23 protein-coding genes are annotated in these 26,578 nt (G+C 55.6%); 16 read left to right on the forward strand and 7 right to left on the reverse strand.

Going from position 1 to position 26,578, the window contains the following annotated elements; all coding sequences use genetic code 11:
* The first annotated feature begins 8 nt into the window (after positions 1–8).
* From ACU4F7_RS04345 to ACU4F7_RS04375, 7 genes are all read left to right on the forward strand, one after another.
* On the forward strand, positions 9–1,352 hold the full coding sequence (locus ACU4F7_RS04345; RefSeq protein WP_481638095.1) for a nucleobase:cation symporter-2 family protein: 1,344 nt from the start codon (positions 9–11) through the stop codon (positions 1,350–1,352).
* 203 nt (positions 1,353–1,555) lie between these two features.
* Entirely contained in the window at positions 1,556–2,794 is a 1,239-nt protein-coding gene (locus ACU4F7_RS04350) for an anaerobic sulfatase maturase (RefSeq protein ID WP_029590835.1), read from the forward strand.
* A 341-nt stretch (positions 2,795–3,135) separates the two neighbouring features.
* Complete coding sequence (locus ACU4F7_RS04355) at positions 3,136–4,554, forward strand: MFS transporter (protein ID WP_071809127.1); 1,419 nt, start codon at positions 3,136–3,138, stop codon at positions 4,552–4,554.
* A gap of 1 nt (position 4,555) precedes the next feature.
* On the forward strand, positions 4,556–6,316 hold the full coding sequence (locus ACU4F7_RS04360; RefSeq protein WP_029590833.1) for a sulfatase: 1,761 nt from the start codon (positions 4,556–4,558) through the stop codon (positions 6,314–6,316).
* A gap of 88 nt (positions 6,317–6,404) precedes the next feature.
* Positions 6,405–6,749 carry a YidH family protein gene (locus ACU4F7_RS04365; RefSeq protein WP_029590832.1) on the forward strand — a complete coding sequence of 115 codons (345 nt, stop codon included), beginning with the start codon at positions 6,405–6,407 and terminating at the stop codon, positions 6,747–6,749.
* Positions 6,749–7,078, forward strand: a complete 330-nt coding sequence (locus tag ACU4F7_RS04370) for a DUF202 domain-containing protein (RefSeq protein ID WP_071809124.1) — start codon at positions 6,749–6,751, stop codon at positions 7,076–7,078. Before ACU4F7_RS04365 ends, ACU4F7_RS04370 begins: the two co-directional genes overlap by 1 nt.
* A gap of 37 nt (positions 7,079–7,115) precedes the next feature.
* Positions 7,116–8,036 (forward strand): LysR family transcriptional regulator, encoded by a 921-nt coding sequence (locus ACU4F7_RS04375; RefSeq protein ID WP_029590831.1) that lies wholly within the window; start codon positions 7,116–7,118, stop codon positions 8,034–8,036.
* A 68-nt stretch (positions 8,037–8,104) separates the two neighbouring features.
* On the opposite strand, the gene ACU4F7_RS04380 is transcribed toward ACU4F7_RS04375, so the two are convergent.
* The 3 genes from ACU4F7_RS04380 to fadE form a co-directional block, all read right to left on the reverse strand.
* Positions 8,105–10,009, reverse strand: a complete 1,905-nt coding sequence (locus ACU4F7_RS04380; RefSeq protein ID WP_029590830.1) for an aryl-sulfate sulfotransferase — start codon at positions 10,007–10,009, stop codon at positions 8,105–8,107.
* 510 nt (positions 10,010–10,519) lie between these two features.
* On the reverse strand, positions 10,520–11,290 hold the full coding sequence (locus ACU4F7_RS04385; RefSeq protein ID WP_029590829.1) for an amidohydrolase: 771 nt from the start codon (positions 11,288–11,290) through the stop codon (positions 10,520–10,522).
* 122 nt (positions 11,291–11,412) lie between these two features.
* A complete protein-coding gene (gene fadE, locus ACU4F7_RS04390) occupies positions 11,413–13,857 on the reverse strand; it encodes an acyl-CoA dehydrogenase FadE (protein WP_029590828.1) in 2,445 nt (814 codons plus the stop codon).
* Positions 13,858–14,085: 228 nt separating this feature from the next.
* Here fadE and lpcA point away from each other — a divergent pair, with 228 nt between their 5' ends.
* Positions 14,086–14,667 carry a D-sedoheptulose 7-phosphate isomerase gene (gene lpcA, locus ACU4F7_RS04395; protein WP_024555167.1) on the forward strand — a complete coding sequence of 194 codons (582 nt, stop codon included), beginning with the start codon at positions 14,086–14,088 and terminating at the stop codon, positions 14,665–14,667.
* A gap of 47 nt (positions 14,668–14,714) precedes the next feature.
* The gene (locus ACU4F7_RS04400; RefSeq protein ID WP_481638096.1) at positions 14,715–15,482 is read left to right on the forward strand and encodes a class II glutamine amidotransferase; all 768 of its coding nucleotides are present in this window, start codon (positions 14,715–14,717) and stop codon (positions 15,480–15,482) included.
* Here the strand turns inward: ACU4F7_RS04400 and dpaA are convergent.
* The gene (dpaA, locus tag ACU4F7_RS04405) at positions 15,453–16,190 is read right to left on the reverse strand and encodes a peptidoglycan meso-diaminopimelic acid protein amidase (RefSeq protein WP_024558406.1); all 738 of its coding nucleotides are present in this window, start codon (positions 16,188–16,190) and stop codon (positions 15,453–15,455) included. The two genes, ACU4F7_RS04400 and dpaA, sit on opposite strands and share 30 nt — an antisense overlap.
* Before the next feature lie 261 nt (positions 16,191–16,451).
* On the reverse strand, positions 16,452–17,318 hold the full coding sequence (locus ACU4F7_RS04410; protein WP_481638097.1) for a glycerophosphodiester phosphodiesterase family protein: 867 nt from the start codon (positions 17,316–17,318) through the stop codon (positions 16,452–16,454).
* Positions 17,319–17,458: 140 nt separating this feature from the next.
* Here ACU4F7_RS04410 and dinB point away from each other — a divergent pair, with 140 nt between their 5' ends.
* From dinB to prfH, 4 genes are all read left to right on the forward strand, one after another.
* Positions 17,459–18,514, forward strand: a complete 1,056-nt coding sequence (gene dinB, locus ACU4F7_RS04415) for a DNA polymerase IV (protein ID WP_481638098.1) — start codon at positions 17,459–17,461, stop codon at positions 18,512–18,514.
* 155 nt (positions 18,515–18,669) lie between these two features.
* Positions 18,670–19,143, forward strand: a complete 474-nt coding sequence (locus ACU4F7_RS04420; RefSeq protein ID WP_481638099.1) for a GNAT family N-acetyltransferase — start codon at positions 18,670–18,672, stop codon at positions 19,141–19,143.
* Between the two features lie 253 nt (positions 19,144–19,396).
* A complete protein-coding gene (locus ACU4F7_RS04425; RefSeq protein WP_481638100.1) occupies positions 19,397–20,536 on the forward strand; it encodes an RNA ligase RtcB family protein in 1,140 nt (379 codons plus the stop codon).
* The gene (gene prfH / locus ACU4F7_RS04430; protein ID WP_481638101.1) at positions 20,533–21,150 is read left to right on the forward strand and encodes a peptide chain release factor H; all 618 of its coding nucleotides are present in this window, start codon (positions 20,533–20,535) and stop codon (positions 21,148–21,150) included. Before ACU4F7_RS04425 ends, prfH begins: the two co-directional genes overlap by 4 nt.
* 112 nt (positions 21,151–21,262) lie before the next feature.
* Here prfH and pepD read toward each other — a convergent pair whose 3' ends face one another.
* Entirely contained in the window at positions 21,263–22,720 is a 1,458-nt protein-coding gene (pepD, locus tag ACU4F7_RS04435) for a beta-Ala-His dipeptidase (protein ID WP_481638102.1), read from the reverse strand.
* A gap of 259 nt (positions 22,721–22,979) precedes the next feature.
* Between pepD and gpt the strand changes: the two genes are divergently transcribed.
* From gpt to crl, 3 genes are all read left to right on the forward strand, one after another.
* Entirely contained in the window at positions 22,980–23,438 is a 459-nt protein-coding gene (gpt, locus tag ACU4F7_RS04440; protein ID WP_024558399.1) for a xanthine phosphoribosyltransferase, read from the forward strand.
* Between the two features lie 108 nt (positions 23,439–23,546).
* On the forward strand, positions 23,547–24,794 hold the full coding sequence (gene frsA, locus ACU4F7_RS04445) for an esterase FrsA (protein WP_481638103.1): 1,248 nt from the start codon (positions 23,547–23,549) through the stop codon (positions 24,792–24,794).
* 57 nt (positions 24,795–24,851) lie between these two features.
* Entirely contained in the window at positions 24,852–25,253 is a 402-nt protein-coding gene (gene crl, locus ACU4F7_RS04450; protein ID WP_024561764.1) for a sigma factor-binding protein Crl, read from the forward strand.
* A 108-nt stretch (positions 25,254–25,361) separates the two neighbouring features.
* Here crl and ompC read toward each other — a convergent pair whose 3' ends face one another.
* Positions 25,362–26,468, reverse strand: a complete 1,107-nt coding sequence (gene ompC, locus ACU4F7_RS04455; RefSeq protein ID WP_481638104.1) for a porin OmpC — start codon at positions 26,466–26,468, stop codon at positions 25,362–25,364.
* Positions 26,469–26,578: the final 110 nt, after the last annotated feature.

Genomic DNA, 26,578 nt, shown 5'->3' on the forward strand with positions numbered 1-26,578 from the left:
AGGGCACTATGAACAGAGAAAGCGCCTGCGCGCGCCCGGAAGACCAGCGTTACCCGGCGGTAAAAACCTTCGCCTGGGGCTTACAGCACGTGTTGACCATGTACGGCGGCATCATCGCGCCGCCGCTGATTATCGGCTCCGCCGCCGGGCTTTCGGGGGAGGATATCGGTCTGCTGGTAACCGCCGCGCTGTTTATCAGCGGGCTTTCCACGCTGCTGCAATCCTTCGGCCTGCCGTTTTTCGGCTCAAAGCTGCCGCTGGTGCAGGGCGTCTCCTTTGCCGGCGTGGCGACGATGGTGACTATCGTCTCCGGCGGCGGCGGGCTGCCGGTGGTCTTTGGCGCGGTGATCGCCTCCTCGCTGCTCGGGCTGCTGATTACGCCTTTCTTTGCGCATATTATTCGCTTCTTCCCGCCGGTGGTGACAGGCTGCGTGATTACGGTTATCGGCCTGTCGCTGATGCCGGTGGCGGCCCGCTGGGCGATGGGCGGCAACGCGAAAGCGCCGGACTGGGGCGCGCCGTCGAATATCGGCCTCGCGGCGCTGACGCTTGGCGTCATTCTGCTGCTCAACCGCCTTGGGCGCGGCGGCGTTACCCGCATCGCGGTGCTGGCGGCGATGGTCATCGGCACGCTGGCGGGCCTCGCCGCCGGCAAAGCGGATTTCAGCGCCGTTTTTCAGGGCGACTGGCTGGCGATGCCGACGCTCTTCGCCTTCGGCATGCCGGTGTTTGACAGCGCCGCCATTCTTTCAATGTTCCTGATCGTGTTAGTGCTGCTGACCGAAACCACCGCCGGGCTGATGGCGGTGGGGGAGATTGTCGGCACCGACGTTAACGGGCGGCGCATCGCCAACGGCTTGCGCGCCGACATGCTCACCAGCGCGCTGGCGCCGGTGTTCAACTCTTTTCCGCAGAGCGCCTTTGCGCAGAATATCGGGCTGGTGGCGCTCACCGGCGTTAAAAGCCGCTTTGTGGTGAGCGCGGGCGGGGTGATTTTGCTCGTGCTCGGCCTGCTGCCGGTGTTAGGCCGCGTGGTTGCCGCTATTCCCATGCCGGTGCTGGGCGGCGCGGGCGTAGTGCTGTTCGGCTCGGTGGCGGCGAGCGGCATCCGGACGCTGTCGAAAGTGGATTACAAAGAGAATATGAACCTGGTGGTGGTGGCGACGTCGCTGGCCTTCGGCATGATCCCCATCGTGATGCCCGCTTTTTACGACCAGTTCCCCGGCTGGGTGCGCACGCTGTTTCACTCGGGCATCAGCGCCACCTGCCTTGTCGCCTTCGTGCTGAATATTCTGTTTAACGGCAAGTTTGTCGCCCTCGCCGCGCGGGGGAGGGCGAAGACGGTGAGCTGAGGGTAAACGGGTCGGCGTCCTGCCAGGCGGGAAACTTCTCGCGGGGCGCTGGTCCAGTTCGCATTTTTTTCTCCTGCCAGCAAAAAATGTGACCTAATCTAAGGTAGTTGCCGACGGTTAGCGTTACCTTCGCCTTTCTTAATGCCTGGCGGGCATGAAATATGTCCCGCCGCGTCATCTTAACGCTCAGGGAAATTATCAGCATGGAAGTGAAAGGTTGTCACGTAATGGCAAAACCTGGGGGATCGGTATGCAATATTAATTGCGATTACTGCTTCTATCTGGAAAAAGAGGCGTTATACCCGGAGCGCCATAAAAACTGGCAAATGTCTGATGCTACGCTGGAAACCTATATTCGCCAGCACATCGCCGCGCAGCTTGGATCACAGGTTAATTTTGCCTGGCAGGGCGGCGAACCGACTTTACTGGGGCTGGATTTTTTTCAACGCGTCATTGAGCTTTGCAATAAATACGCCGAAGGGCGGCATATTAGCCATGCCCTGCAAACTAATGGGCTCCTGTTAGATGCCCAATGGGCGGCGTTTTTCGCCCGACATCACTTCTTAATAGGGCTGTCTGTTGACGGCCCAGTGTCTTTGCATGACAGGTATCGTAAGACGCGAGCCGGAAAAGGGACGTTTACCCGCGTTATGGCCGCGCTCAGGCTGCTGAAACGTCACCATGTGGACTTCAACACGTTAACCGTGGTCGGCAAACATAATGTGGGGCATGCTAGAGAAGTATATGAGTTTTTACTGGCGGCAGGCTCCCGCTATATCCAGTTTATCCCTCTGGTGGAGCGCCTTCATAACGCCGAACCCGCCTTACTGAAGCTGGCAAAGCCTTCTGTTAGCGGTGCTAAACTGGCGCCCTGGACGGTGCCTTCCTGGCAATATGGCGAATTTCTCAGTCACGTTTTTGATATCTGGGTGCGCCGGGATGTGGGGCGGGTTTCGGTGCAGATGTTCGATGTGGCGCTGGCGGCATGGTGCAATCAACCCCCGGTGCTTTGCGTGCATTCGCCCACCTGCGGGCATGCTTTTGCGCTGGAAGCGAATGGCGATTTATATAATTGCGATCATTTTGTTTATCCGGAACACCTTCTTGGGAATATTCATCAGCAGGATATCCTGACGCTTAACAACAGCGCGCAGGCCATTGATTTTGGCCTGGCCAAACGTGAAACGCTGACAGGCGAATGTCGTCAGTGCGAATTCCGCTTTGTCTGCCACGGCGGTTGCCCAAAACACCGGTTTGCCGTTTCCTCCTCCGGTGATGCTGGCCACAATTACTTATGTGCAGGTTATAAATATTTCTTTTTGCATATTGCACGGGAAATGAACGTGATGCGGGATCTTATGGCGGCGGGATATCCCGCTGCCACAATTATCGCGATTCTTGCCCATGAAGCGCAGATGACCCGGATGAAAGAAGACGACTGACGCCTGTCTTTGTAGCAATGCAAAAAATATAAACTTTGCTGCGCGAGGTAAAAAATGAATCAATAGGTTCTGACTTACAATAACCGGTAATTAAGGTTGTATTCTGAATTGCCGGTCTTTTTTAATGGCCTCACAATTTTTGCAATCCAGCAAAGCGGGTCGCGTTACGTGCGAATGTTGTACATGGCGAATTAGAGAGTGAATATTCAAGACGTTGCAAGGCAGAGACGCCAGCTTTTTATTGAGATATAGATTTTTTCTATAGGGCATAAAGAACAAACAATTATTCCCCGTTGCAGGAGTCATTTAAAAGAGAGAGGTGATAAACATAAGGGGATGATATGGAAAGGTTAACAATCTCTGAAAAGCTCTGTTATGCAATGGGCGGAGGATTTGCTTCAAATCTAAGTTTTTACGCTATGCTGGTTTTTTTTATTACCTATGCGTCCGATATCTATGGAATCAATCCGGCCACCGTGGGGCTTATTACGCTGGCATCCCGGGGCATCGATGCTTTTATCGACCCGGTCATGGGGGCGATTGGGGACCGGACCCGGACGCGGCTTGGTAAGTATCGCTTCTGGGTAATTACCTCTGCTCCTGTGCTCGGCTTAACAACCTGGCTGGTTTTTATCTCACCTGATTTATCACCAACGTGGCGAATCATCTATATTACTTTTATCTATATACTTTACTCGCTGGTTTCCACTGCCTCTAATATTCCCTATCACTCTTTAACTGCCTATATTACTGAAAAAGTGAATGAGCGAAGCAATATTGTTTTACTCAAACAGTTTACCGGTATTATCGCGCAGTTTATTGTCAGCGCAGGCGGCATCTATATCCTCTCCGCATTTAGCCACACGGTGAATGAGCAAGGAAAACCGGTTGTTGACAGCCATAGTTACGAGTTTCTGGGGATTTTATTTGGCGTGGTCACTACGCTGGGTTTCTGGGTTTGCGCATGGGGCGCACGCAGGCGAGATAATTGGCAGCGTATTCAAAAGGAAGATGCTGCTCTGGAGGCAAGTCAGCAACACGACGACACCCACTTTATCATTGCCGTCTTCAAACATCTGGCGTTGGTCTTCCATAGCCGTTCGCTGGCCTGCCTTGCTTTAGCCTCAGCGGCCAATACGCTTTCGCTCGCTATAACCTCTGGCGTGACAGTGCAATTTTATACCTGGGTACTGCATGACCCCCAGCTCATTGCAACCGGCGCATTACTCAATATGGTATTTGGCGCGTCGATGTATTTGGTGGTCAAAGTCCTGGTGCAACTTTACGGCAATAAAAGCGGTTTCGTTATTATTTGTATAATCGCGATTATCCCATCGCTAATCTTATGGATGACGTTTAGTCCCGATCGCGTCATGTACACCATAGTATTGCTTGCTTGCATTATGGCGCTTTGTCAAAGCGGCTCTTTAATTACCTGGATGATGGTTACCGACTGCGCTGATGAACTCCGTTGGAAAACAAAAAGAAATGCGGCGGGCATCGCTTCCTCAACATTAACCTTTTCCAATAAATTTGGCTCGGCCGTCGGGGCCTTCGTGCTGGGCGGCATGCTCGATTTAATTGGTTATATGCCAGGGATGTCGACTCAAAGTAATCATGCGCTCCACGGTCTGACGTTTCTGATTGTGATGACCCCTGTTTGTGGGCAGGTGATCTCGCTTCTTTCAATGATTTTTTATTCGCTTAATCGCAAAACGCATAAAGAGATTTGTATGAAACTGCTTGGCTCAGGAGAATAAAATGAAAGTCGTGATGTTAATGTTCGACACGCTTCGTCGCAACCAATTGCCACCTTATAATTCCGGCGCCCAGCCATTGCCTAATTTTGAGCGGCTGGCGCAAAAAACGGTACGCTTTGATAATTTTTATGTCGGCAGCATGCCTTGCATGCCTGCCCGGCGGGATCTACACACCGGCAGACTGAATTTTCTGCATCGAAGCTGGGGACCGCTAGAGCCTTTTGACGACTCCATCTTTGAGATAATGAAAAAAAACGGGGTTTACTCGCATCTTATTACCGACCATCAACACTACTGGGAAGATGGCGGGGCGACCTATCATAACCGTTATAGTAGTTATGAGTTTATTCGCGGTCAGGAGGGTGATTTATGGAAGGCCAGGATTGGTTTTACCGGGGCTGAAAAGCTGGACTCATGGAAAAATGCCGAGCCGCTGCGTCGCAATATGATCCTGCACGATCAGATCAACCGCAGCTATCTTCACCGTGAAGCGGATTATCCGCAGGCACGTTGTTATCAGGCGGGTTTGGAGTTCCTTGTAGAGAATTGCAGGCAGGATAATTGGCTATTACAGATTGAAAGTTTCGATCCTCACGAGCCTTTTTGTGTGCCCGATCGTTTCAAAGCGATGGTTGACCCAGCGCTGCTGCATAATGAAGACGATTGGCCGGAGTACAGTTCGACAGAGCGAATCAATAATCAGGAGAAAATAAATAATAACGGCAAGCATTACCAGGCGCTGATGCTGATGTGCGATGAATATCTGGGAAAAATTCTCGATTTCTTTGATGAGCATGATATGTGGCGGGACACCATGTTGGTGGTGAATACCGATCACGGTTTTTTGCTGGGCGAAAAAGAGTGGTCGGGGAAAAGCGTAATGCCTGTCTATAACGAAATTGCGCATGTACCTTTCTTTATCTGGGATCCGCGTTCCGCTCTGGCGGGGGAAGCCTGCGGCGAACTGGCGCAAATGCACGATTTATCCGTCACCCTGCTTGATGCTTTCGGTTTGCAGAAAACACCGCGCATGACGGGAGAGTCTTTATTACCTGTGCTTGCACAGCATAAACAAAAACGGCAAAACATTATTTTTGGCTATTTCGGCGCGCATGTCTCCATCACGAATGGGCGATATGTCTATATGCGCGGCAGCCATACGCCGGAAAATAAGCCCCTTTATGAATACACGCTTATGCCTGTACATATGCGGCGTATGTTTAATGTCGACGAATTACGTAATGCCACATTACATGCCGGTTTCAGGTTCACACACGGCGCGCCGCTGCTTAAAATTCCTGGCTGTGCTGGCTTTTACAGTTCTTATGCCCACGGCAATTTGCTCTTTGATTTATCCTGCGATCCGTATCAGGAACAGCCGTTGTTCGACCCCGAAACTGAAGCCGCATTATTGCGCAAGCTTTCACAAGCGCTGACTGAAGCGCAAGCGCCAGCAGATGAATGGGTGCGTCTTGGCATTCCACTTAATCCTGACGAGATTAACGCGGCATTCATCATCACAGAACATAAGGAGCGCGCCCGGATATTAAATGACTATCTTGGTCCGCTGGCGATGACAGAAATGCATCCGGATACCCGCGCGTTGTTGCTTGAGATCGCCGTTTGTGATGACGGAAAACGGTTTCTCTCTGAATTGTACCAATGCCATAAAGGAAAGCTTCACAGACGGGACGTCGTTGCCTTTTATGAGCGTGGAGAGTACGGGGCGGAAATTTATTCGTTGTTTAACAAGCCTTATTAACGCGTGACGGAGAGCATCGCTATCGTAAAAGTCAGCGGTCGCGATGCCTCTATAAATAATGACCATGTTAACGGATGCCGGGAAAGCGATGTCTCAGGAGAAAAAGGAAAAAATACTTGATTATCGGTTCACGCTCGCCAATGAGCGCACCTTCCTCGCCTGGATGCGTACTGCGCTGGCGTTCATGGCGGGCGCGATCGGCATCGATCAGCTAACGCCGAACCTGGCGCCAGCCAACCTGCGAGTCATCATCGTCACCCTGCTTAGCCTGACGGCGGCAGGGCTTGCCGTTTATGGTTACCTGCGCTGGGCCAAAAATGAACGCGCCATGCAGCAGGAGGCGGCATTACCTTACCCATATTTGCTTATCTGGCTCAGCAGCGGCTTATCTTTCGCGCTTATCATGGTGCTAATTATCATGGTGATAATGTAATGGCGAAGTTAGATAATCGCGATCCGGGGTTACAACCTGAACGCACGTTGTTGTCCTGGCAGAGAACCTTTTTTTCGGTACTGATACTGGCGCTGGTTACCCTACGTTGTGGTTTAAGCCGCGAAAATATGCTGTTGACAGGCGCAGGGGCCAGCTTTGTACTTTTATCCTTAACGATGACGTTAATCATTCTCCTGCGCCGCCAGGCGATGGCTTGCCCTGTTGATGTGGTTTCCAGGCCAGCGCGAGGCGTAAAACGTTTAATCAGCGGCACAATCTGTCTGTGTGCGCTGACGCTAGTGCTCTATAACCTCACTTGCCGAATGTGATGTTTGCCATTATTTCTGTCTGCATTCAGGGAAAAAAATGCTTCTGCATAAATTGATTTTTCAGTTCAAGGTGCTGGTGGATAAAGAGACCTTTACCGCTGCGGCGAAAAGCTTGTTTATTTCGCAGCCGACCTTAACGCAAAATATTCAGCGACTTGAAACCGAGCTACAAATACCTCTGCTGATAAGAGGCAGCAAAAAAATTTCCCTCACAGTGTACGGCGAAACCTTATATCAACACGCCTGTCTGCTGGACCGAAATTATCAACAGGCGCTACTGGACATTGATAACATCAAAAACAGCCAGCGGCAGACGCTGGTCATTGAGTGCGGCCATGCCTGGAGCCATGGCGTATTGTTTAATCTCATGAACGAGTACATGGCCTTATATCCCCATATTCGTATGGTGATAAAAAACAGCAACACCGTGATGGCGCAGCAACATTTATTGAAAGGTGAATGCGACCTCGCGTTAAGCGCGATTCCAGAACCGGATAAGCGGATCTCACATATTAACCACATCCCCATTTTTTCGACGCGGTTTATGCTTTTTTGCGCATCATCGCACCCCCTGGCAGGTAAGGGGAAAATCACTGCGAGGCAGTTAAACGCCAGCGAGTGGATTGTACTGAATCATGAATCGGAAGCGGAGGGATTTAACGATCCGCTCATCTGCCATATTCCACCCGCTAAGGTTCGCTTTGAAGTGTTTTCAGTTTCCAGCGCTATTAATCTGGCTATTCGCAGCCATGCTATCCTGGCGCTACCTGTCCAGCTGGAAAAAGACGCTGTCAGTCGCGGGCTTCTCTCCCTCGAAACGGATTTTGAAATCCCACAATTTCAAACGGGCATTATGTTTATCGATGATGTGCTGAAATACGAACATAAAAAAGCCTTTATCGACACGATAGTGTCATCAAAGAGGCTTTTTAGCGAAGAGCGAACAGGTGCCTGTTAAAGCGCCGACCGGTCAGGCGCTTTGTCGATAGCGTGGGTGCTCACCTTTACATGAATGGCGTGAGCGTATCAGGAATAAAGTGGCATTTTATACGCACGAAATGAGTAAAGGTCGACTCTTCGGACATCATCAACGTCTGCGGGTGGGAATTTATATTGGCCTGATGTCATTTCAATTTCGAATAGTGGGTTTAACGTATTCAGATCAACTTCCTGAAGAAGTGTTCGACCCTGATAAGAGCCCATCTTCTCTTCAAGTGGATCCTGCGCATCAGAAACGCCTGGTTCAAGCGTAACGGGTAAGCCAGCCGGATAAGCGCTATTTTCCTGGAAAATGCTTCCCCCAAAATTAGCAAGTAAGCGCGGCATAGCTTCATTATCCTGGTAATTGAAAAAATTCGCCGTTGAGACGTAGGGACTGTATCCTGCTGCGCCTGGCGCGTTTTGCCCGTATTCAAATTCTAATTTGACTTGTTTATTAGTTAAGTCAACCAGGTAATGGGAACAGCGTGAGGCGTTCTCTGACGCAACGACCCCTACGCTTCTGTCACGTGTACGATAGTTTCCGTTATTAAAGACAGAAAACTCGATTATTGCTGGATCCGAAATCGTCGACGGGACTAACTGAACGTTGTGTTGTCCCCACGTCCAGAAATTCCGGTCAGCATGTTCTTTTTGTATGGGATCGGTAAGATCGTAAGCGAGACCGGTCTCAGGATTAATCGGTGTTAATAATAATGCCGACCAGTCTGTGGTAGGAATGCCCGACTGAGTTGCTTGCCAGTCATCATGATTCGCGCAAATAAAACGAAGCGCGCCTGTCTCTCTGTCAATCCCGATCACCGCACCCTGATGGCGGCAAGAGGCAATTAGTTGATTACTAGAAGAGTGAAACACAACCTGATTAACATGTGCCCAGTCATAAGTGTAAGGCACTGATAAATCCATTGGCACCGGAGTACGCCAAAAATTAAGGATTATACGAAGATCGTAATAGACTTTTTCGTAGCCGGTTGATAAATCAAGTATCGCGATACAGTCTTCCGAAGAAGGCCCCTGGTTGGCATTATCAGGGTTTGGACCTTCGCCGCTTTTACGGACGCTAATGTAATCTGATGCATAGAGTAATGCATTTTCTCCAGCGAGTTCCATTAACGAGTGATGCGCCCTGTCACGCAAGAAATAAATACCTAATACGCGTCCAGTGATATCGAATCGCCACAGTTCTCTTTGCCCTAAAGGTTCATTGGCTCCCATATTTTCTGGCTGGTAGTAGTGCTGAAGATAGACATCCGAACCGATAAAAGTTCCATCGGACAGACGCAGATTATTATAAACTGGCAAACACAGTTCTGGCGGCGTCTCGCTAGTTCCGGCACAGACGTACCAGCGGACATTGCCTTGTCTGTCAAAGGCGATAAACGCGCGTTGGGGCGCTATAACCGTAAAGTAAAGATCATCGCCAACGTCATTCTGGGTTGCCGTTTTATTAACCTTAATTTCAGGGAAGCCAGTAGTAATATTTGCTTCAGAATCGGTTAAAGGAAGAGGCGCAACGAGAATAGACAGCTCGCGCTGGTTTGTGCCATCTGAAATAACCACCTGGCATTCAGTCGCAACCTTTGGTCTGGCAACAAACCCCAAAACAGGAAGCGTAATAGCTTGGTTAAGCTGCAGATTCGTATAGGTATGCGTTATTTGCGGCGCTGCAGGAACATCCTGCGAAGATACGGTAATTGTTATTTCGCTATGGGTGTTCCAGAAGCCAAATAATCCACTTAACGGGGCGCGATTAAAAATATCTTGCTGATATTTTTCAGTACCGCTTCCTAAGGTATCTGAAGGGGTTATTGATGCGACAAAGGCATTATAAATCGCGTTATCACGCGTTACCGGTTCAATTTCTGTTTGTAGTCCTGGATTATAGGTTCCGTCTTCAGGGTCGCGTTTTCCGATATGGGTTGGAATAGACATAATGAATATCCTTTATAGAGTAAATTAACGTTATGAGAGTTTTGTTTGTCTTATTATTCGTAAGACCGCGTTATTAATATCGCTCCTTTGCCTCTTAACTTTGTTTTTTTGTGCGGATCCCTCCTTTAAATAATAACGAGGCAGAATATTTGCGACGTGCTTTTCATAGTGCAAAATTTGCCTGGTTTTTAGTTTTTAAAGCGCTGAGAGAGTATTAATGGAGTAATTATAAAAAATTGATAAGGATTGCTATGCCGATACAATCTTTTATCGCCAGTCTTGCTGTAGTTGATTATGTATTGCAGGTAAAACCGCGGGTTGCGTAAAGTGAAGCGTGACGCCAAAGGTTAATTGAGCATGACGAAAGGTAAGCGTAAAGAGAGGCTTTTATTACAATCCTGGGCATGGTGAATTCTGGAATAGATGCGGGCTGTTTTATAGCTGTTATTCCCGCAAGAGAGATTCAGTACAAAGTTATGAGCTACCGCAGGCAGTAGCTCATGCCCCTGTTTAACCAAGCGTGAACGGGTCGGCGTCCTGCCAGGCGGGAAACTTCTCGCGGTATTCGCGCAGGGCGCTGAGCGAGAGCTCGGCGTCAAGGCGCATCGCCTGGTGGGCCACCCCTTCGGCCAGAATCTCCCCCTGCGGGCTGACGATGCGGCTGTCGCCCCGATAGTGGTGGCCGTTGCCGTCGCTGCCGACGCGGTTGCAGCCCGCCACGTAAGCCTGGTTTTCAATGGCGCGCGCTACCAGCAAGGATTGCCAGTGCAGCGAGCGCGGCGCAGGCCAGTTGGCGACATAGAGCGCGAGATCGTAGTCATTGCGGTTGCGCGACCAGACCGGGAAGCGCAGGTCGTAGCAGACCAGCGGCAAGATGCGCCAGCCGCGCCACTCGATAACCAGACGCGCTTCGCCAGCCACGTAGTGATGGTGCTCGTCAGCCATGCGGAACAGGTGGCGCTTGTCGTAAAAATGCACGTTGCCCTCCGGCTCCACCAGCAAAAAGCGGTTCACCGGGCCGCGTTCGGTTTGCAGCGCCGCGCTGCCTGCGACCATCGCGCCAGTCTGCTGCGCTTTTTCCCGCAGCCAGGCCACCACTTCCGCTTCCGGCATCGACTGCTGCGCCGCTTCCATGGCGAAGCCGGTGGTGAACATCTCCGGCAGCACGATAAGATCCCGTCCGGTAATGGCTTCCAGCTGAATATCGAAATGACGCAAATTGGCAGGGCCGTCCATCCAGACCAGCGGCTGCTGCAACAGGGTGAGTTTTAAACCAGGCACGATTAAGGCTCTCTGTAAAAAGGGCGATGTTTCCACTGTAGCACGAGAGGCGAACAAACTGGCAAGAAGAGCAAGAGGCAAAAGGTAGGATAAAAAAGCCCCGCATGTTGCGGGGCTGAGGGTTAGGCGGCTTCTACGTTTCGCACGTTATCCGGCAGCTTTACCGGCTGGGTAGCGAGCGCTTCCGGCTCGAAATCGTCTACGTTAATACTGCGCAGACGGCTCGCTTCGGCGCGGGTCAGAATTTCCGCTTCCTGCGGATTGATGCGACCTTCTTTGAGCATCAGCGCCGCCAGCTCGTCCAGACGGGTGAACGGCATGTTGTTGCCCAGCTCTTTGCACAGACGCAGGTGAATCGGCTCGGCGGCCATCACATCCGCCAGCGCCGCCTCCAGCAGGCCCGCCGGGTTATGCTCGCTCGGCGTCAGGTATTGGCCGCGGCCAATGCGGGAGCGGGTTTCCGACGGGATTTGCAGGATCTTCGCCACCTTATGGTCAAGCTTGTCGGAAGGCGCATCGTAACGGCGGCCGAGCGGGAAGATAGCCAGACGCAGCAGGCCCGCCACCGCGCCGTTCGGGAAGTTGCGCAGCAGGTCGTCAATCGCCTGTTCCGCCTGATAAAGCGCGTCCTGCACGCCCCAGTGCACCAGCGGCAGATCCGCCTCGTGGCGACCTTCGTCGTCATAGCGCTTGAGCACCGCCGAGGCGAGATAGAGCTGGCTTAACACGTCGCCCAGGCGCGCGGAGATGCGCTCGCGGCGTTTCAGGCTGCCGCCCAGCACCGCCATGGAGACATCCGACAACATCGCAAGGCTTGCGCTCAGGCGGTTCAGATGTTGATAGTAGCGCTTCGTAGCGTCTTTAGTCGGCGCGGCGCTGGTCAGGCCGTTGGTCAGGCCGAGCCAGAAGCTGCGCACCGTGTTGCTGCCCACATGGCCGATATGGCGGAAGAGCAGCTTGTCGAACGCGTTCACATCGTTGTTCTGCGCGGCGGCCATCTCTTCCAGCACGTACGGATGGCAGCGGATGGCGCCCTGGCCGAAGATCATCATGCTGCGGGTAAGGATGTTGGCCCCTTCCACGGTGATGGCGATAGGCGCCCCCTGGTAGCCACGGGCCAGAAAGTTGCTTTCGCCAAGCATAATGCCTTTGCCGCCCGCGATATCCATCGCATCGATAATCGAACGCTGGCCGCGGTGCGTGCAGTGGTATTTCACAATCGCCGACAGCACCGCCGGTTTTTCGCCAAGCATAATGCCGTAGGTGATAAGCGAGGCGGCGGCGTCCATCACATAGGCGTTGCCCGCAATGCGCGCCAGCGGCTCTTCGATCCCTTCCATCTTGCCGATAGAGATTTTGAACTGGCGGCGAATATGAGCGTAAGCGCCCGTCGCCAGCGCGATGGTTTTCAGGCTGCCGGTGGAGTTAGACGGCAGGGTGATGCCGCGGCCCACGGAGAGGCATTCCACCAGCATACGCCATCCCTGACCGGCCATTTTCGGTCCGCCAATGATGTAGTCGATCGGCACAAAAATATCTTTGCCGCGGGTCGGGCCGTTCTGGAACGGCACGTTCAGCGGGAAGTGGCGTCGGCCAATCTCCACGCCTGGCGTGTTGGTCGGGATAAGCGCGCAGGTGATGCCGAGCTCTTCCTGGTCGCCCAGCAGATGGTCCGGGTCGGAGAGTTTAAACGCGAGGCCCAGCACGGTGGCGATAGGGGCAAGCGTAATGTAGCGCTTGTTCCAGGTCAGGCGCATGCCGAGCACTTGCTGGCCTTGCCACTCGCCCATGCAAACCACGCCGGTGTCGGGAATAGCGCCTGCGTCGGAGCCCGCTTCGGGGCTGGTGAGCGCGAAGCAGGGGATCTCCTGGCCGCGCGCCAGGCGAGGCAGGTAGTGATCTTTCTGCTCATCGGTGCCGTAGTGTTGCAGCAGTTCGCCCGGGCCGAGGGAGTTCGGCACGCCGACGGTGATAGCGAGAATGCCGGAAACGCCCGCCAGTTTTTGCAGCACGCGAGACTGGGCGTAAGCGGAGAACTCCAGCCCGCCGTATTCTTTCTTGATGATCATCGCGAAGAAGCGGTGCTCTTTTAAGTACGCCCACAGTTCCGGCGGCAGATCCGCCATTTCATGGGTTATCTGGAAATCGTTCGCCATGCGGCACGCTTCTTCTACCGGGCCGTCGAGAAACGCCTGCTCTTCGGCGGTCAGCTGCGGTTTCGGGTAGTTATGCAGCTTCTGCCAGTCCGGGTTGCCGCGGAACAGGTCGCCTTCCCACCAGGTGGTGCCCGCGTCGATCGCTTCTTTCTCGGTGCGGGACATCGGCGGCATCACTTTACGGAAGCCGCGGAATACCGGCGCGGAGATAAGGGCTTTGCGCATCGGCGTAAAGAGGAAGGGGACAAGGATAATCGCCAGCGGCACCAGCACCCAGATGGACCACAGGCCCACCGCGCCAAGCGCCGCTGTCCACGCCAGCAGAATCAGGCTGCTTAGCAGAAGGCTCACCCGGTGATAGAAGAGCGCACCGAGCAGAACGACGGTTGCAACAATACTCAAAATCATCATAGAGAAAAGCTCCCTGGCTTGTAGGAGGTCTGACCACTTGTGATGTTATGGTTGTAGAGGATGTGACGTTTTTTAGCAATGTGTTCACAAAATAATTACAACCTGGCTCACATTGTTGCCGCACGGAAAAACAAAACCGCCGCCGCGCTCACCCCGCGACGCTTCTCGCTTTCGGCGCTATCCGGTACACTGCGTAGTGATATTTTCTAAATGCTGAAGGACATCCTCATGTACCAGGATCTGATTCGTAACGAACTGAACGAAGCGGCGGAAACGCTGGCGAATTTCCTGAAAGAAGACGCCAATATTCACGCCATTCAGCGCGCGGCGGTGCTGCTGGCGGACAGCTTCAAAGCGGGCGGCAAAGTGCTCTCCTGCGGCAACGGCGGCTCCCACTGCGACGCTATGCACTTCGCCGAAGAGCTGACCGGGCGCTACCGTGAAAACCGTCCGGGCTACCCGGCTATCGCCATTTCCGACGTCAGCCATATCTCCTGCGTCGGCAACGATTTCGGTTACGACCATATCTTTTCCCGCTACGTGGAAGCGGTCGGGCGCGAGGGCGACGTGCTGCTCGGCATCTCCACGTCCGGCAACTCCGCTAACGTGATCAAAGCGATTGAAGCGGCGCGCGAGAAAGGCATGAAGGTGATCGCCCTGACCGGCAAAGACGGCGGCAAAATGGCGGGCTCGGCGGATATCGAAATCCGCGTGCCGCACTTTGGCTATGCTGACCGTATTCAGGAGATCCATATCAAGGTTATCCATATTCTGATCCAGCTTATCGAAAAAGAGATGGTGAAGGCGTAAGGCAGTCGGGGGCCGCGGCCCCCTTTTCAGCGCGGTGGGAGGTGGAAATGTGTGAACTGCTCGGGATGAGCGCCAATGTGCCAACGGATATTTGCTTTAGCTTTACCGGCCTGGTGCAGCGCGGCGGCGGCACAGGGCCGCATAAAGACGGTTGGGGCATTACCTTCTATGAAGGCAAAGGTTGCCGCACGTTTAAAGATCCGCAGCCGAGCTATAACTCCCCCATCGCGAAATTAGTGCAGGATTACCCGATAAAATCCTGCTCCGTTGTCGCGCATATCCGCCAGGCGAACCGCGGCGAGGTGGCGCTGGAAAACACCCACCCCTTTACCCGCGAGCTGTGGGGCCGCAACTGGACCTACGCCCATAACGGCCAGCTTAAAGGCTACAAAACGCTGCAAACCGGTCAGTTCCGCCCGGTGGGGGAAACCGACAGCGAAAAGGCGTTCTGCTGGCTGCTGCACAAGCTGACCCAGCGCTATCCGCGCACGCCGGGCAATATGGAGGCGGTGTTTCGCTATATCGCCACGCTGGCGACCGAGCTTCGCAAGAAGGGCGTTTTTAACATGCTGCTTTCGGACGGGCGTTACGTGATGGCGTTCTGCTCCACTAACCTGTTCTGGATAACAAGGCGCGCGCCGTTTGGCGTGGCGAAGCTTTTAGACCAGGATGTGGAGATAGACTTTCAGAAAGAGACCACACCTAACGATGTGGTCACGGTGATAGCCACTCAGCCGCTGACGGGCAATGAAACCTGGCACAAGATAATGCCAGGCGAGTGGGCGTTATTCTGCCTTGGGGAGCGTATAGTTTGACGCCAGCTGCGGGTGAACCACCTGGCTGCTGATAGGCTTGCTTACCACGTAGTTGCCGTTAGAGACGGAAACTACCGGCGGCTGGCGGGTCATGGCGAAGTAGTCGTAGCCCGGCTTCAGCTGTTTCCAGAAGTTGATGTAGTAGGAGTACTTGTGGCGCTCCATGTTGGCGTCGGTCATGCGGAACGGGTAGATGCTTATCTGCACGCGAGGCTGGCCGAACACCAGCGCGCCGGTCACGAACTGGAAAATCTCGTCGATATTCTTGTCCGTCATGGCGTAGCAGCCCACCGACACGCAGGCGCCGTGGATCATTAAATATTTCCCTTCATAACCGTGTGCGCGGTCATAGGCGTTCGGGAAGCCGATGTTGATAGCCTTATAGAAGCGGCTGTCCGGCTTAAGCTGCGGACGCTCTACGGTATAAAACCCTTCCGGGCTTTTAAAATCGCCCTGGCGCTGTTTCGGGCCCAGACCGCCGGAGTAGTTACAGATTTTATAGCTGTCGAGCAGTTGATACTGTTCGCCCATCTTCACGTAAAGATCCAGCGTGCGCTCTTCTTTGAAGATCTGGATATAGACCGGCGAACCCATTAACTGCTGTTTTAGTTCTGATTTGATAGGGGTGTTACTGTCGCTGCTGAGCAAACTGGCAAAAGACATGCACGGCATCAGGAGCATTGCGATAAACAATGCAATTTTACGCATACTGCTTATTTCCTTGATAAATCTGTAACAATGCCAGGACGGCGAGAGAGCCCAAAATAAGATTATTCTGTCTCGGGAGCGCTCACATTAGCACCGCTGTTATTTTTCGCAAGCGTTGACTGCTGCGTTTACACTTCAGTTTTACTTAAACCACCAAAGCGCTGCGTAATGTGACCGGAGGCGAGCCAGAAGGTTCGCAAAAAACGTCTGGCTTAAACGTAAAAATTCAGATGACGCGCGCCGCTTTCGCGGCGCGAAACGTTAACCCTTGCGGGCGCTGAACTGACTCGGCGCATCCACCATCACGCCATCGGCGTTCAGTTCCACCGCTTTTTCATAGTCCTGCGGCGAGTTAACGCCGAAAAAGAGGATGTGCGCTTCGCCGTGCGAGCGAAAGCACGCCATCGCCTCTTTATCCCAGGTCAGCGTCGCGGGGGAGACGCCTTCGCCCAGCGTGAATTTTTCCACCACCTCCACGTTGCGGTTCAGCTCAAGTCCATACCAGCGCGGTTGCTCATCGGCGACAGGCGGCGGGCACTGGTGCGAGAGCGAAACCGTAGCCAGCCGGGTGCGGGTTTCGCTGCGGGTGACGAAGCGCGGCACGGCGGCGGGCAGGGCGCTGATATACCGGTCTTCCGTTGAGTAGACGCGCACGCGTCCGAGGCTGCGCGTTTTCTCAAGCACCGCCAGCAGCCGTCGTCCCATCTCCTCCGGCGCGGCGTCCGGCGATTTGATGTCGAGATAAAACGGCGTCTGCGGCCACTTTTGCAGCACGGCTTCCAGCGTCGGGATAGTGGCGCCTTTACCGCGCCAGGGGTGCGTGGTGTCGCCCCATTTCCAGCCCGCGTCGATGGCGCCAAGCTCTGCGGCGGTGAAACGGGAGACCGGGCCGTTGCTGTTCGTCAGCGCGCTTAAGTCGCTCGGGCGATAAAGCACCGGCACGCCGTCTTTGCTGAGCTGCACCGTTACCCACACCGCGTCGGCGCGGTTTTTCAGCGCCAGCTCGATGGCGGGCAGGGTGTTTTCCGGCGCGTCGCCGGTGCCGCCCCGGTGGGCTATCAGCTGCGGGCTGGCGCAGGCCAGGGCGGAGACGGTAAGCAGCAGCGCGGCAAGCGAAACTCGGGTCATGCTTTTCTCCCTTAATCTTTATTATTCAACAGGTGGCGAAGGCTTCTTGGTATCACAGCTTTATGACAGCGAATGGAGGGTGGTTGCCGCCGCGCCCATTTTTTGCCAGACTGTATGAACATACAGTGCGGGGCTTCGCGATGCGTAAAATCATTCATGTCGATATGGACTGCTTTTTTGCGGCTGTCGAGATGCGCGACAACCCGGCCCTGCGCGATATTCCGCTCGCCATCGGCGGCAGCCGCGAACGGCGCGGCGTAATCAGCACCGCCAACTACCCGGCGCGTAAATATGGCGTGCGCAGCGCCATGCCCACCGCCATGGCCCTCAAGCTTTGTCCGCATCTCACGCTGCTGCCGGGGCGTTTTGACGCCTATAAAGAAGCTTCCGCCCGTATCCGGGAAATCTTCTCCCGCTATACCTCGCTGATTGAACCGCTGTCGCTCGACGAAGCTTATTTAGACGTTACCGACAGTCCGCACTGCTACGGCTCCGCCACGCTAATGGCGAAAGAGATTCGCCAGACTATTTTGGACGAGCTGCAGCTCACCGCCTCGGCGGGCATCGCGCCGGTGAAGTTTCTCGCCAAGATCGCCTCCGATCTCAACAAGCCCAACGGGCAGTATGTGATAACGCCGGAAGAGGTGCCGGAGTTTCTGCGCACGCTGCCGCTCGGCAAGATCCCGGGCGTGGGGAAAGTGACGGCGGCAAAGCTCGAAAACCTTGGGCTGCGCACCTGCGAGGATGTGCAAAACAGCGATCTCGCCGCGCTGCTCAAGCGCTTTGGCAAGTTTGGCCGCGTGCTGTGGGAGCGCAGCCAGGGAATAGACGAGCGCGAGATAAGCAGCGACAGGCAGCGTAAATCGGTAGGGGTGGAGCGTACGCTTGCACAGGATATCCATGAATGGCCCGAGTGCGAGGCGATTGTCGAGCGCCTTTACCCGGAGCTGGAGCGCCGCCTCGCCGCCGTGCAGCCGGATTTGCGCATCGCCCGTCAGGGAGTGAAGCTGAAGTTTGATGATTTCCAGCTCACCACGCAGGAGCACGTCTGGCCGATGCTTAACAAGGACGATTTGCTCGCCACCGCCCGTAAAACGTGGGAAGAACGCCGGGGCGGGCGCGGCGTGCGGCTGGTGGGGCTGCACGTTACCTTGCTCGACCCGCAAATCGAACGTCAGCTGGTGCTGGGGCTTTAAGGGCGGGCAGGAGTGTTCTGCGGTGGTGTGCAGTTATCCGCCCCGGGTATACCGTAAACCCTCACCCTGGCCCTCTCCCCGCCGGGGAGAGGGGCTGACGACAACACAAACGCAGTGCGTTACGCTTCCCCCTACAGCCGACCGGAAAAATCACGATGAACAATGTCACCCTTCGCGACTACCAGCCGCAGGATCTCCCCTCGCTGGCGCAGCTGTTTATTCTCTCGGTTAGCGAAGTGGCGAGCCGGGACTACAACGCCGCCCAGATCCGTGCCTGGGCGCAGGTGGACGAAGCCTGCTGGCGGGAACGGCTCGCCCGCGCATGCGTTTTTGTCGCCTGCGACGGTGAAAAGCGGCTTGGGTTTATCTCGCTTGAGCGTGCAGGGCATATCGATTTGCTGTTTGTCCACCCGCAGGCCCTGCGCCGGGGAGTTGCCGCCGCGCTGCTGGCGCGTCTGGAGCAGGCGGCCCGCCAGCAACGGTTAACCCGTCTGACTACCGACGCGAGCCTCACCGCGCGGCCGTTTTTTGCGGCCAACGGCTTTAGCATTGAGCAGGCGCAAACCGTGGCGCTGCGCGGAGAAACGTTTATTAACTACCGCATGGTAAAAACGCTGTCGGCAACATAATGCAGCCCGGCCTGTCCCTACCTAAACTAATAGGCAGGCGCCTTTTTTCGCCGCTGGCGGTTGTGGCTGCGTGGCCATGTGGTTATTATGCAAGCCGTTTTTTTCCATTCTCTTCATCTGCAAAGGAGGCACATCATGACTTACTCACCGCTGATTACGCTTTGCAGACTGACCCAGGAATAATTTCCTCGCTTTTTTTGCCCGGGTTTTCGTCTGCCACATCCTTATTTTTTTCCTGTTACAGGATGGGTATATGGGCAATTTTATACGTCCCTTATCTGAAGCCGTCGCTTACGTTGCGTCGGATGACCTCTGGATCGAAAGCGACGCCACCCGGCAGCTTTTAAACACTGCCAGATTGCCGGGCATGACGCGCGTCGTCGGCATGCCGGATCTGCATCCAGGCCGCGGGTATCCCGTCGGCGCGGCATTTTTCTCCGTTAACCATTTTTACCCGGCGCTGGTAGGCAACGATATCGGCTGCGGCATGGGGCTGTGGCAAACCTCGCTGCAGAGCCGCAAAGTGAATCTCGATAAGCTGGAAAAGCGTGCGCAGAGCTACAGCGATGCAGCGACGCCAGAGTGGCTGGAAGCGGCTTTGCCACCGGCGCTGGCGGCGCACCCCTATGCCGCTTCGCTCGGCTCGGTCGGCGGCGGCAACCACTTCGCCGAATTGCAGCAGGTGGAGAGCGTTTACGATGACGAGGCGGTCAGCGCGCTCGGCATTAACGCAAAGCAGCTGTTGCTGCTGGCGCACAGCGGTTCGCGCGGCCTTGGCCAGCAGATCCTGCGCGCCCATGTCGAGCGCTTCTCCCACAGCGGGCTGGAAGAGGGCAGCGACGCGGCGAACGATTACCTGGCGCAGCATAACGACGCGCTTACGTTCGCTGTCGCCAACCGCGCGCTTATCGCCCGTCGCCTGCTTGAGCACTTCAGGGAGGAGGGGGAGCGGCTGCTCGACGTGAACCACAACCTGTTGGAGCCGTACGTTTTCAACGGCCAGCCCGGCTGGCTGCACCGCAAGGGCGCCACGCCCGCCAGCTGCGGCCCGGTTGTTATTCCCGGCTCGCGCGGCGATTACAGCTATCTGGTGCAGCCGCTGAACAGCGGCGACGCGCTCGATTCACTGGCTCACGGCGCCGGGCGCAAATGGATGCGCACCGAGTGCAAAGGGCGGCTCTCCAGGAAATTCAGCCCGGCGCAGCTTGCCCGCACGCCGCTTGGCAGCCGGGTGATTTGCCGCGACCGCCAGCTTATCTATGAAGAGGCGCCGCAGGCGTACAAATCAATAGAGAGCGTGATGGAATGTCTGACGGGCGCCGGGCTGGTGAAGCCGCTGGCGCGCCTGAAGCCGGTGCTGACGCTGAAAACCAGCGGGGAGCGAAGCGAATGAGGCTGTTACAACTCTCCTCCGCTCAGGGGCCGGACGAATGCTGTCTGGCGGTGAGCAAAGCGCTGGCGCGGCTGGCTGAGGAGGCCTGCGCCGCAGGCGTAACGCTGACCAGGGTGGAAGAAGAGCCGGGACGCGTGGCGGGCACGCTGCGCTCGGTGCTGGTTTCGCTCACGGGCGAACAGGCGCAGGCGCTTGCCGAACGCTGGCGCGGCACGTTGCAGTGGACGTGCGAAAGCCCTTATCGCCCGCGCCATGGCCGCAAAAACTGGTTTATTGGCGCGGAGGTGTTTACGCCGGTGAGCGAGGTGCCGGAAAGCGACATCCGCTTTGAGGCGCAGCGCGCCTCCGGGCCGGGCGGCCAGCACGTCAATAAAACCGACTCGGCGATACGCGCCACGCATCTGGCGAGCGGCATTAGCGTGAAGGTGCAGTCAGAGCGCAGCCAGCACGCCAATAAAAAGCTGGCGCGGCTGCTGATCGCCCACAAGCTGGAAGCGTTGCGGGAAGCGCAGCACGCCGGGCAGAAGGCGCAGCGGCGGCGGTTTCATCATCAGATAGCGCGCGGCAACCCGCAGCGCTGTTTTACGGGCAAAGGCTTTACGCCCGTGAAGTAATAAAAAACCCCGCCCTGATAAGGCAGGGTTTTTCGTTCTGCGAGGGAGTGTGCTGAGTAAGCGCGACAGAGAAAAAAGGCGGCCCGCTGGCCGCCTTATTACACGCTTTCGCTTACTTAGCCGGAATGGCTTTCAGCAGCTCGGTCAGCAGCGTCCAGTACTGGCCGACGCTTTCAATGTGAACCTGCTCGTCCGGGGAGTGCGGACCGGTAATGGTCGGCCCGATGGAAACCATGTCCATCTCCGGGTACGGCTTCTTGAACAGGCCGCATTCCAGACCGGCGTGGATGACCTGAATGTTCGGCGTCTTGTTGAAGAGCTTCTGGTAGGTTTCACGCACCAGCGCCATTACCGGGGAAGAGGCGTCCGGCTGCCAGCCCGGGTAGCTGCCTTTGGCGACGGTTTCGGCGCCCGCAAGCTGGCCCAGCGCTTCCAGCGTCTGCACCACGTAATCTTTGCCGCTGTCGATAAGCGAGCGGATAAGGCAGATGATTTGCGCTTTGTCGGCATCGGTCGTCACCACGCCGAGGTTCAGCGAGGTTTCCACCACGCCTTTAGCGACGTCGGAGTTGCGGATAACGCCGTTCGGCGTGGCGTTCAGCAGGCCGATAAAGGCGTCGCGGCATGTCGCGGTCAGCGCGCCGTGCTCAGCCGTCGCCTGCTCAACCAGCACGGTGATATTTTTTTCTTTTGCAGAGAGTTCGTTGTTCAGGATATCGAGGTACGCCGCCGCCAGGGTTTTCAGCGCATCGGCTTTATTCGCCGGAACGGCAAGCGTGGCGAACGCTTCACGCGGGATAGCGTTGCGCAGCGTGCCGCCGTTAAGGTCTATCAGGCGCGCGTCCAGTTCTTTGGCGTGAGCGAACAGGAAGCGGGCCAGCAGCTTGTTGGCGTTGCCGAGGCCTAAGTGAATATCCGCGCCGGAGTGGCCGCCCTTAAGGCCTTTTACCGTCAGCTTAACGGTCTGGTAGCCCGCCGGCACCGCTTCGCGCTCAAGCGCAAGGGTAGTGATGAAATCAATGCCGCCTGCGCAGCCCATGTAGATTTCACCCTCTTCTTCAGAGTCGGTGTTGATGAGGATGTCGCCCTGCAGCCAGTTCGCCTGCAGACCGAACGCGCCGTCCATACCCGCTTCTTCGGTCATGGTCAGCAGCACTTCCAGCGGGCCGTGCTGAACGGCGTCGTCCGCCAGCACCGCCAGCGCGGAGGCCATACCGATGCCGTTGTCGGCGCCAAGGGTGGTGCCGCGCGCTTTTACCCATTCGCCGTCAACGTAAGGCTGGATAGGATCTTTAGTGAAGTCATGAACGGTGTCGTTATTTTTCTGCGGCACCATGTCGAGGTGCGCCTGCAGTACTACCGGCTTGCGGTTTTCCATGCCGGCGGTAGCCGGTTTGCGGATAAGAATGTTGCCCACCTGGTCGCGCTGCGCAAACAGCCCCTTTTCCTTCGCCCAGCCCATGATGTGTTCGGCGAGTTGTTCTTCATGGTAAGAAGGGTGAGGAATGGAGCAGATTTTGGCGAAAATATCCCACAGCGGTTGGGGAGAAAGCTGAGACAGTTCAGACACGTTAAGTCTCCTTGACGACGACCCGGCGAAGCCTCGCTGGCGGGTCACAGGTTATCATTGAAATGTGCCGCAAGCCTTGCCTGGGCGATGGGCTGAGAATACCACTTTATGCTGCGCCATGTAGCCCGCAGCGAGTAAAAACCAGGGCGCACCCGCGCAAGGCTGGTTTTTAGTGCGCCAGATCTCTATAATCTCGCGCAACCTATTTCCCCCCTGAACACTTTTTAAGCCATTTTTTTAACTGGCCGGGACACTTCACATGAGCGAAAAATACGTTGTCACCTGGGATATGTTGCAGATCCACGCGCGCAAGCTGGCAAGCCGCCTGCTGCCTTCTGAACAGTGGAAAGGCATTATTGCCGTCAGCCGCGGCGGTCTGGTGCCGGGCGCTCTGCTGGCGCGCGAACTGGGTATTCGCCATGTCGACACCGTTTGCATCTCCAGCTACGACCACGATAACCAGCGCGAAATGAAAGTGCTTAAGCGCGCCGAAGGCGACGGCGAAGGCTTCATCGTGGTGGACGACCTGGTTGACACCGGCGGCACCGCCGTCGCTATCCGTGAAATGTATCCCAAAGCGCGTTTCGTCACCATTTTCGCCAAGCCGGCCGGTAAGCCGCTGGTGGACGACTACGTGATCGACATTCCGCAGGATACCTGGATTGAACAGCCGTGGGACATGGGCGTGGTCTTCGTGCCGCCGCTGTCCGGCCGTTAATCGCCATTCTTACGATGTTTTACGCCCGGCTTTGCCGGGCGTTTTGTTTTTTTGGCGCCCGGGCGAGTACAATTAAAGCTCCTGTTGTTTTCATGGAGCCGGAAAGCTATGTCGCAGGCCAACCTTAGCGAAACCCTGTTCAAGCCGCGTTTTAAACACCCCGAAACCTCGACGCTGGTCCGCCGCGTGCATCACGCGCCTGCGCCGCATATTGAATCCACGCTGGAAGGCAAAACGGTGCCGCACTGGTATCGCATGATCAACCGCATCATGTGGGTCTGGCGCGGCGTCGACCCATTGGAAATTCTCGACGTGCAGTCGCGCATCGTGCTGAGCGACGCCGAGCGCACCGATCCGGCGCAGTACGACACGGTAATCGGCTATCGCGGCGGCAACTGGATCTATGAGTGGTCGAAGCAGGCGATGGAGTGGCAACAGCGCGCCGCGCAGGAAACGGATGAAGCCCGCATCGGCAAAGCCTGGCTTCAAGCGGCGAACCTCTACAGCATCGCCGCCTATCCGCACCTGAAGGGCGATGAACTGGCGGAGCAGGCGCAGGTGCTGGCGAACCGCGCCTATGAAGAGGCCGCCACCCGCCTTGCCGGCAAGCTGCGCGAGCTGGAGTTTACTATTCCCGGCGGCGCGCCGATTAACGGCTTTCTGCACCTGCCTAAAGGCGGCGACGGCCCGTTCCCGACGGTGCTTATCTGCGGCGGGCTCGATTCCCTGCAAAGCGACTACTATCACCTCTTTGAGCACTACTTCGCGCCGCGCGGCCTCGCCATGCTCACTATCGACATGCCTTCCGTCGGCTTTTCTTCTAAATGGAAGCTCACCCAGGATTCAAGCCTGCTGCACCAGCATGTGCTGAAGGCGCTGGAGAATCTCCCGTGGGTGGATCACACCCGGGTGGCGGCGTTTGGTTTTCGCTTCGGCGCCAACGTGGCGGTGCGGCTGGCGTATCTGGAAGCGTCGCGCCTGAAGGCGGTGGCCTGCCTCGGGCCGGTGGTGCATCAGTTGCTGAGCGACCCGGCGCGCCAGGCGCAGGTGCCGGAAATGTATATGGATGTGCTGGCAAGCCGCCTCGGCATGTATGACGCCTCCGACGCCGCGCTGCGCGTGGAGCTTAACCGCTACTCGCTGAAAACCCAGGGGCTGCTCGGTCGCCGCTGCCCGACGCCGATGCTTTCCGGTTTCTGGCAGGACGACCCGTTCAGCCCGGAAGAGGAATCGCGTTTAATCGCGTCGTCATCTGCCGATGGCAAGCTGCTGGAAATCGCTTCCAACCCGGTATATAGCAACTTTGACAAGGCGCTCACGGAAATAACCGGGTGGATGATTCATAAACTGCGTTAATTGATTGCTAAATTCCATCGGTTTGGTAAAACAGTTGCATCACAAAAGGAGATCGCAATGACGTTACCGAGTGGACACCCGAGAAGCCGATTGATCAAGAAATTTACTGCCCTTGGCCCGTACATCCGGGAAGAGCAATGTGAAGGAAACCGCTTCTTTTTTGACTGCCTGGCCGTTTGCGTTAACGTGAAGCCTGCGCCGGAGAAGCGAGAGTTCTGGGGATGGTGGATGGAGCTGGAAGGCCATGAAACCGGCTTTACTTACAGCTGGCATTTTGGGCTGTTTGATAAAGAAGGGAAATGGGTTCCGACCGTCATCAAAGACAGCGAAGTGACCGCGAAGCTTGAGCAAACGTTGCAGGGCTTCCATGAAAGGTTGCGCCAGCTGTTAGCTTCACTGGAATTAACGCTGGAGCCAGCGGAAAATTTCAGCGAGCAGTTACTGAAAAGAACCGCGTAATCGCGCGCTGAATAAAAGACTAACCCCGCCATTGAGCGGGGTTAATTTTTTATCGTAGCCACACGATCTATTCTGGACGCCCTTTGTTAAGGGCGTCCGGGGTATTAATCAGAACTGGTAAACCACGCCTAACGCGACAACGTCGTCGTTGTTGAGATTAAGCGCGTTATCGTCATCCAGCTGGTTAATTTTGTAATCAACAAAAGCGGACATGTTTTTGTTGAAGTAATAGGTTGCCGCCACGTCGATATATTTCACCAGGTCTACATCGCCAATGCCGTTTTCCACATCTTTGGCTTTGGACTGAACGTAACCCACGGACGGACGCAGACCGAAATCGAACTGGTACTGCGCGACCACTTCGAACGCCTGGTTTTTGTTGGCGAAGCCGCTGACGCTGGCGTTGGCGCCGTTAATCACCGCGGTGCCGGAGAACGGCGTCATGTTGCGGGATTCGCCATACATGGCGGCCAAGTAGATGTTGTTGGCGTCATACTTCAGGCCGGAGGTCCAGGCTTCGGCGTTGTCGCCCTGGCCATACACGCCGCGCTTCTGCGTCAGCGTGCGGTTAGAGTTCGCGTAGGCCGCGCCCACGCTCACGCCGCTGTCGCCCAGCGCGTAGGTCAGAGAAGCGCCGAAGCCGTCGCCGTTCGCTTTGCTGGCGGCGCGGCCGTCGTTCTCATTTTTACCCTGGTACTGAAGGGCGAACTTCAGGCCGTCAACCAGACCGAAGAAATCGGTGTTGCGGTAGGTGGCGACGCCGGTGGTGCGCCCGGTCATAAAGTTATCGGTTTTCACCATCGAGTCGGCGCCGAATTCCGGGATCATATCGGTCCAGGCTTCCACGTCGTACAGCACGCCGTAGTTACGGCCGTAGTCGATAGAGCCGAAATCGGCGATTTTCAGGCCCGCAAACGCCAGGCGGGTTTTGGTGGCGCTGTTGGTGTTGTCGCCTTCCACACGGTTAGCGGCAACCTGATATTCCCACTGGCCGTAACCGGTCAGCTGGTCGTTAATTTGCGTGGCGCCTTTAAAACCTAAACGGATATAAGACTGGTCGCCGTCAACGGACGCGTTATCGCTGATATAGTGTTCCGCTTTTACGCGGCCATATAAATCCAGTTTATTTCCGTTCTTGTTATAAACTTCAGCGGCCTGTGCGGAAGCGGCAACCATTACGCCAGTGATCACTAATGCCAGAGTGCTCTTTTTCATTTTGAAATCCCGATAAGTAAAACGCGCTAATATTCGCGGGTCGTGAGACCTGTGAAAAAACAAGGAGCGTTTTAACGGTTCGAAATGAAAGATTTATTACAGATTCAGAA

The organism is Franconibacter pulveris, assembly GCF_056780215.1.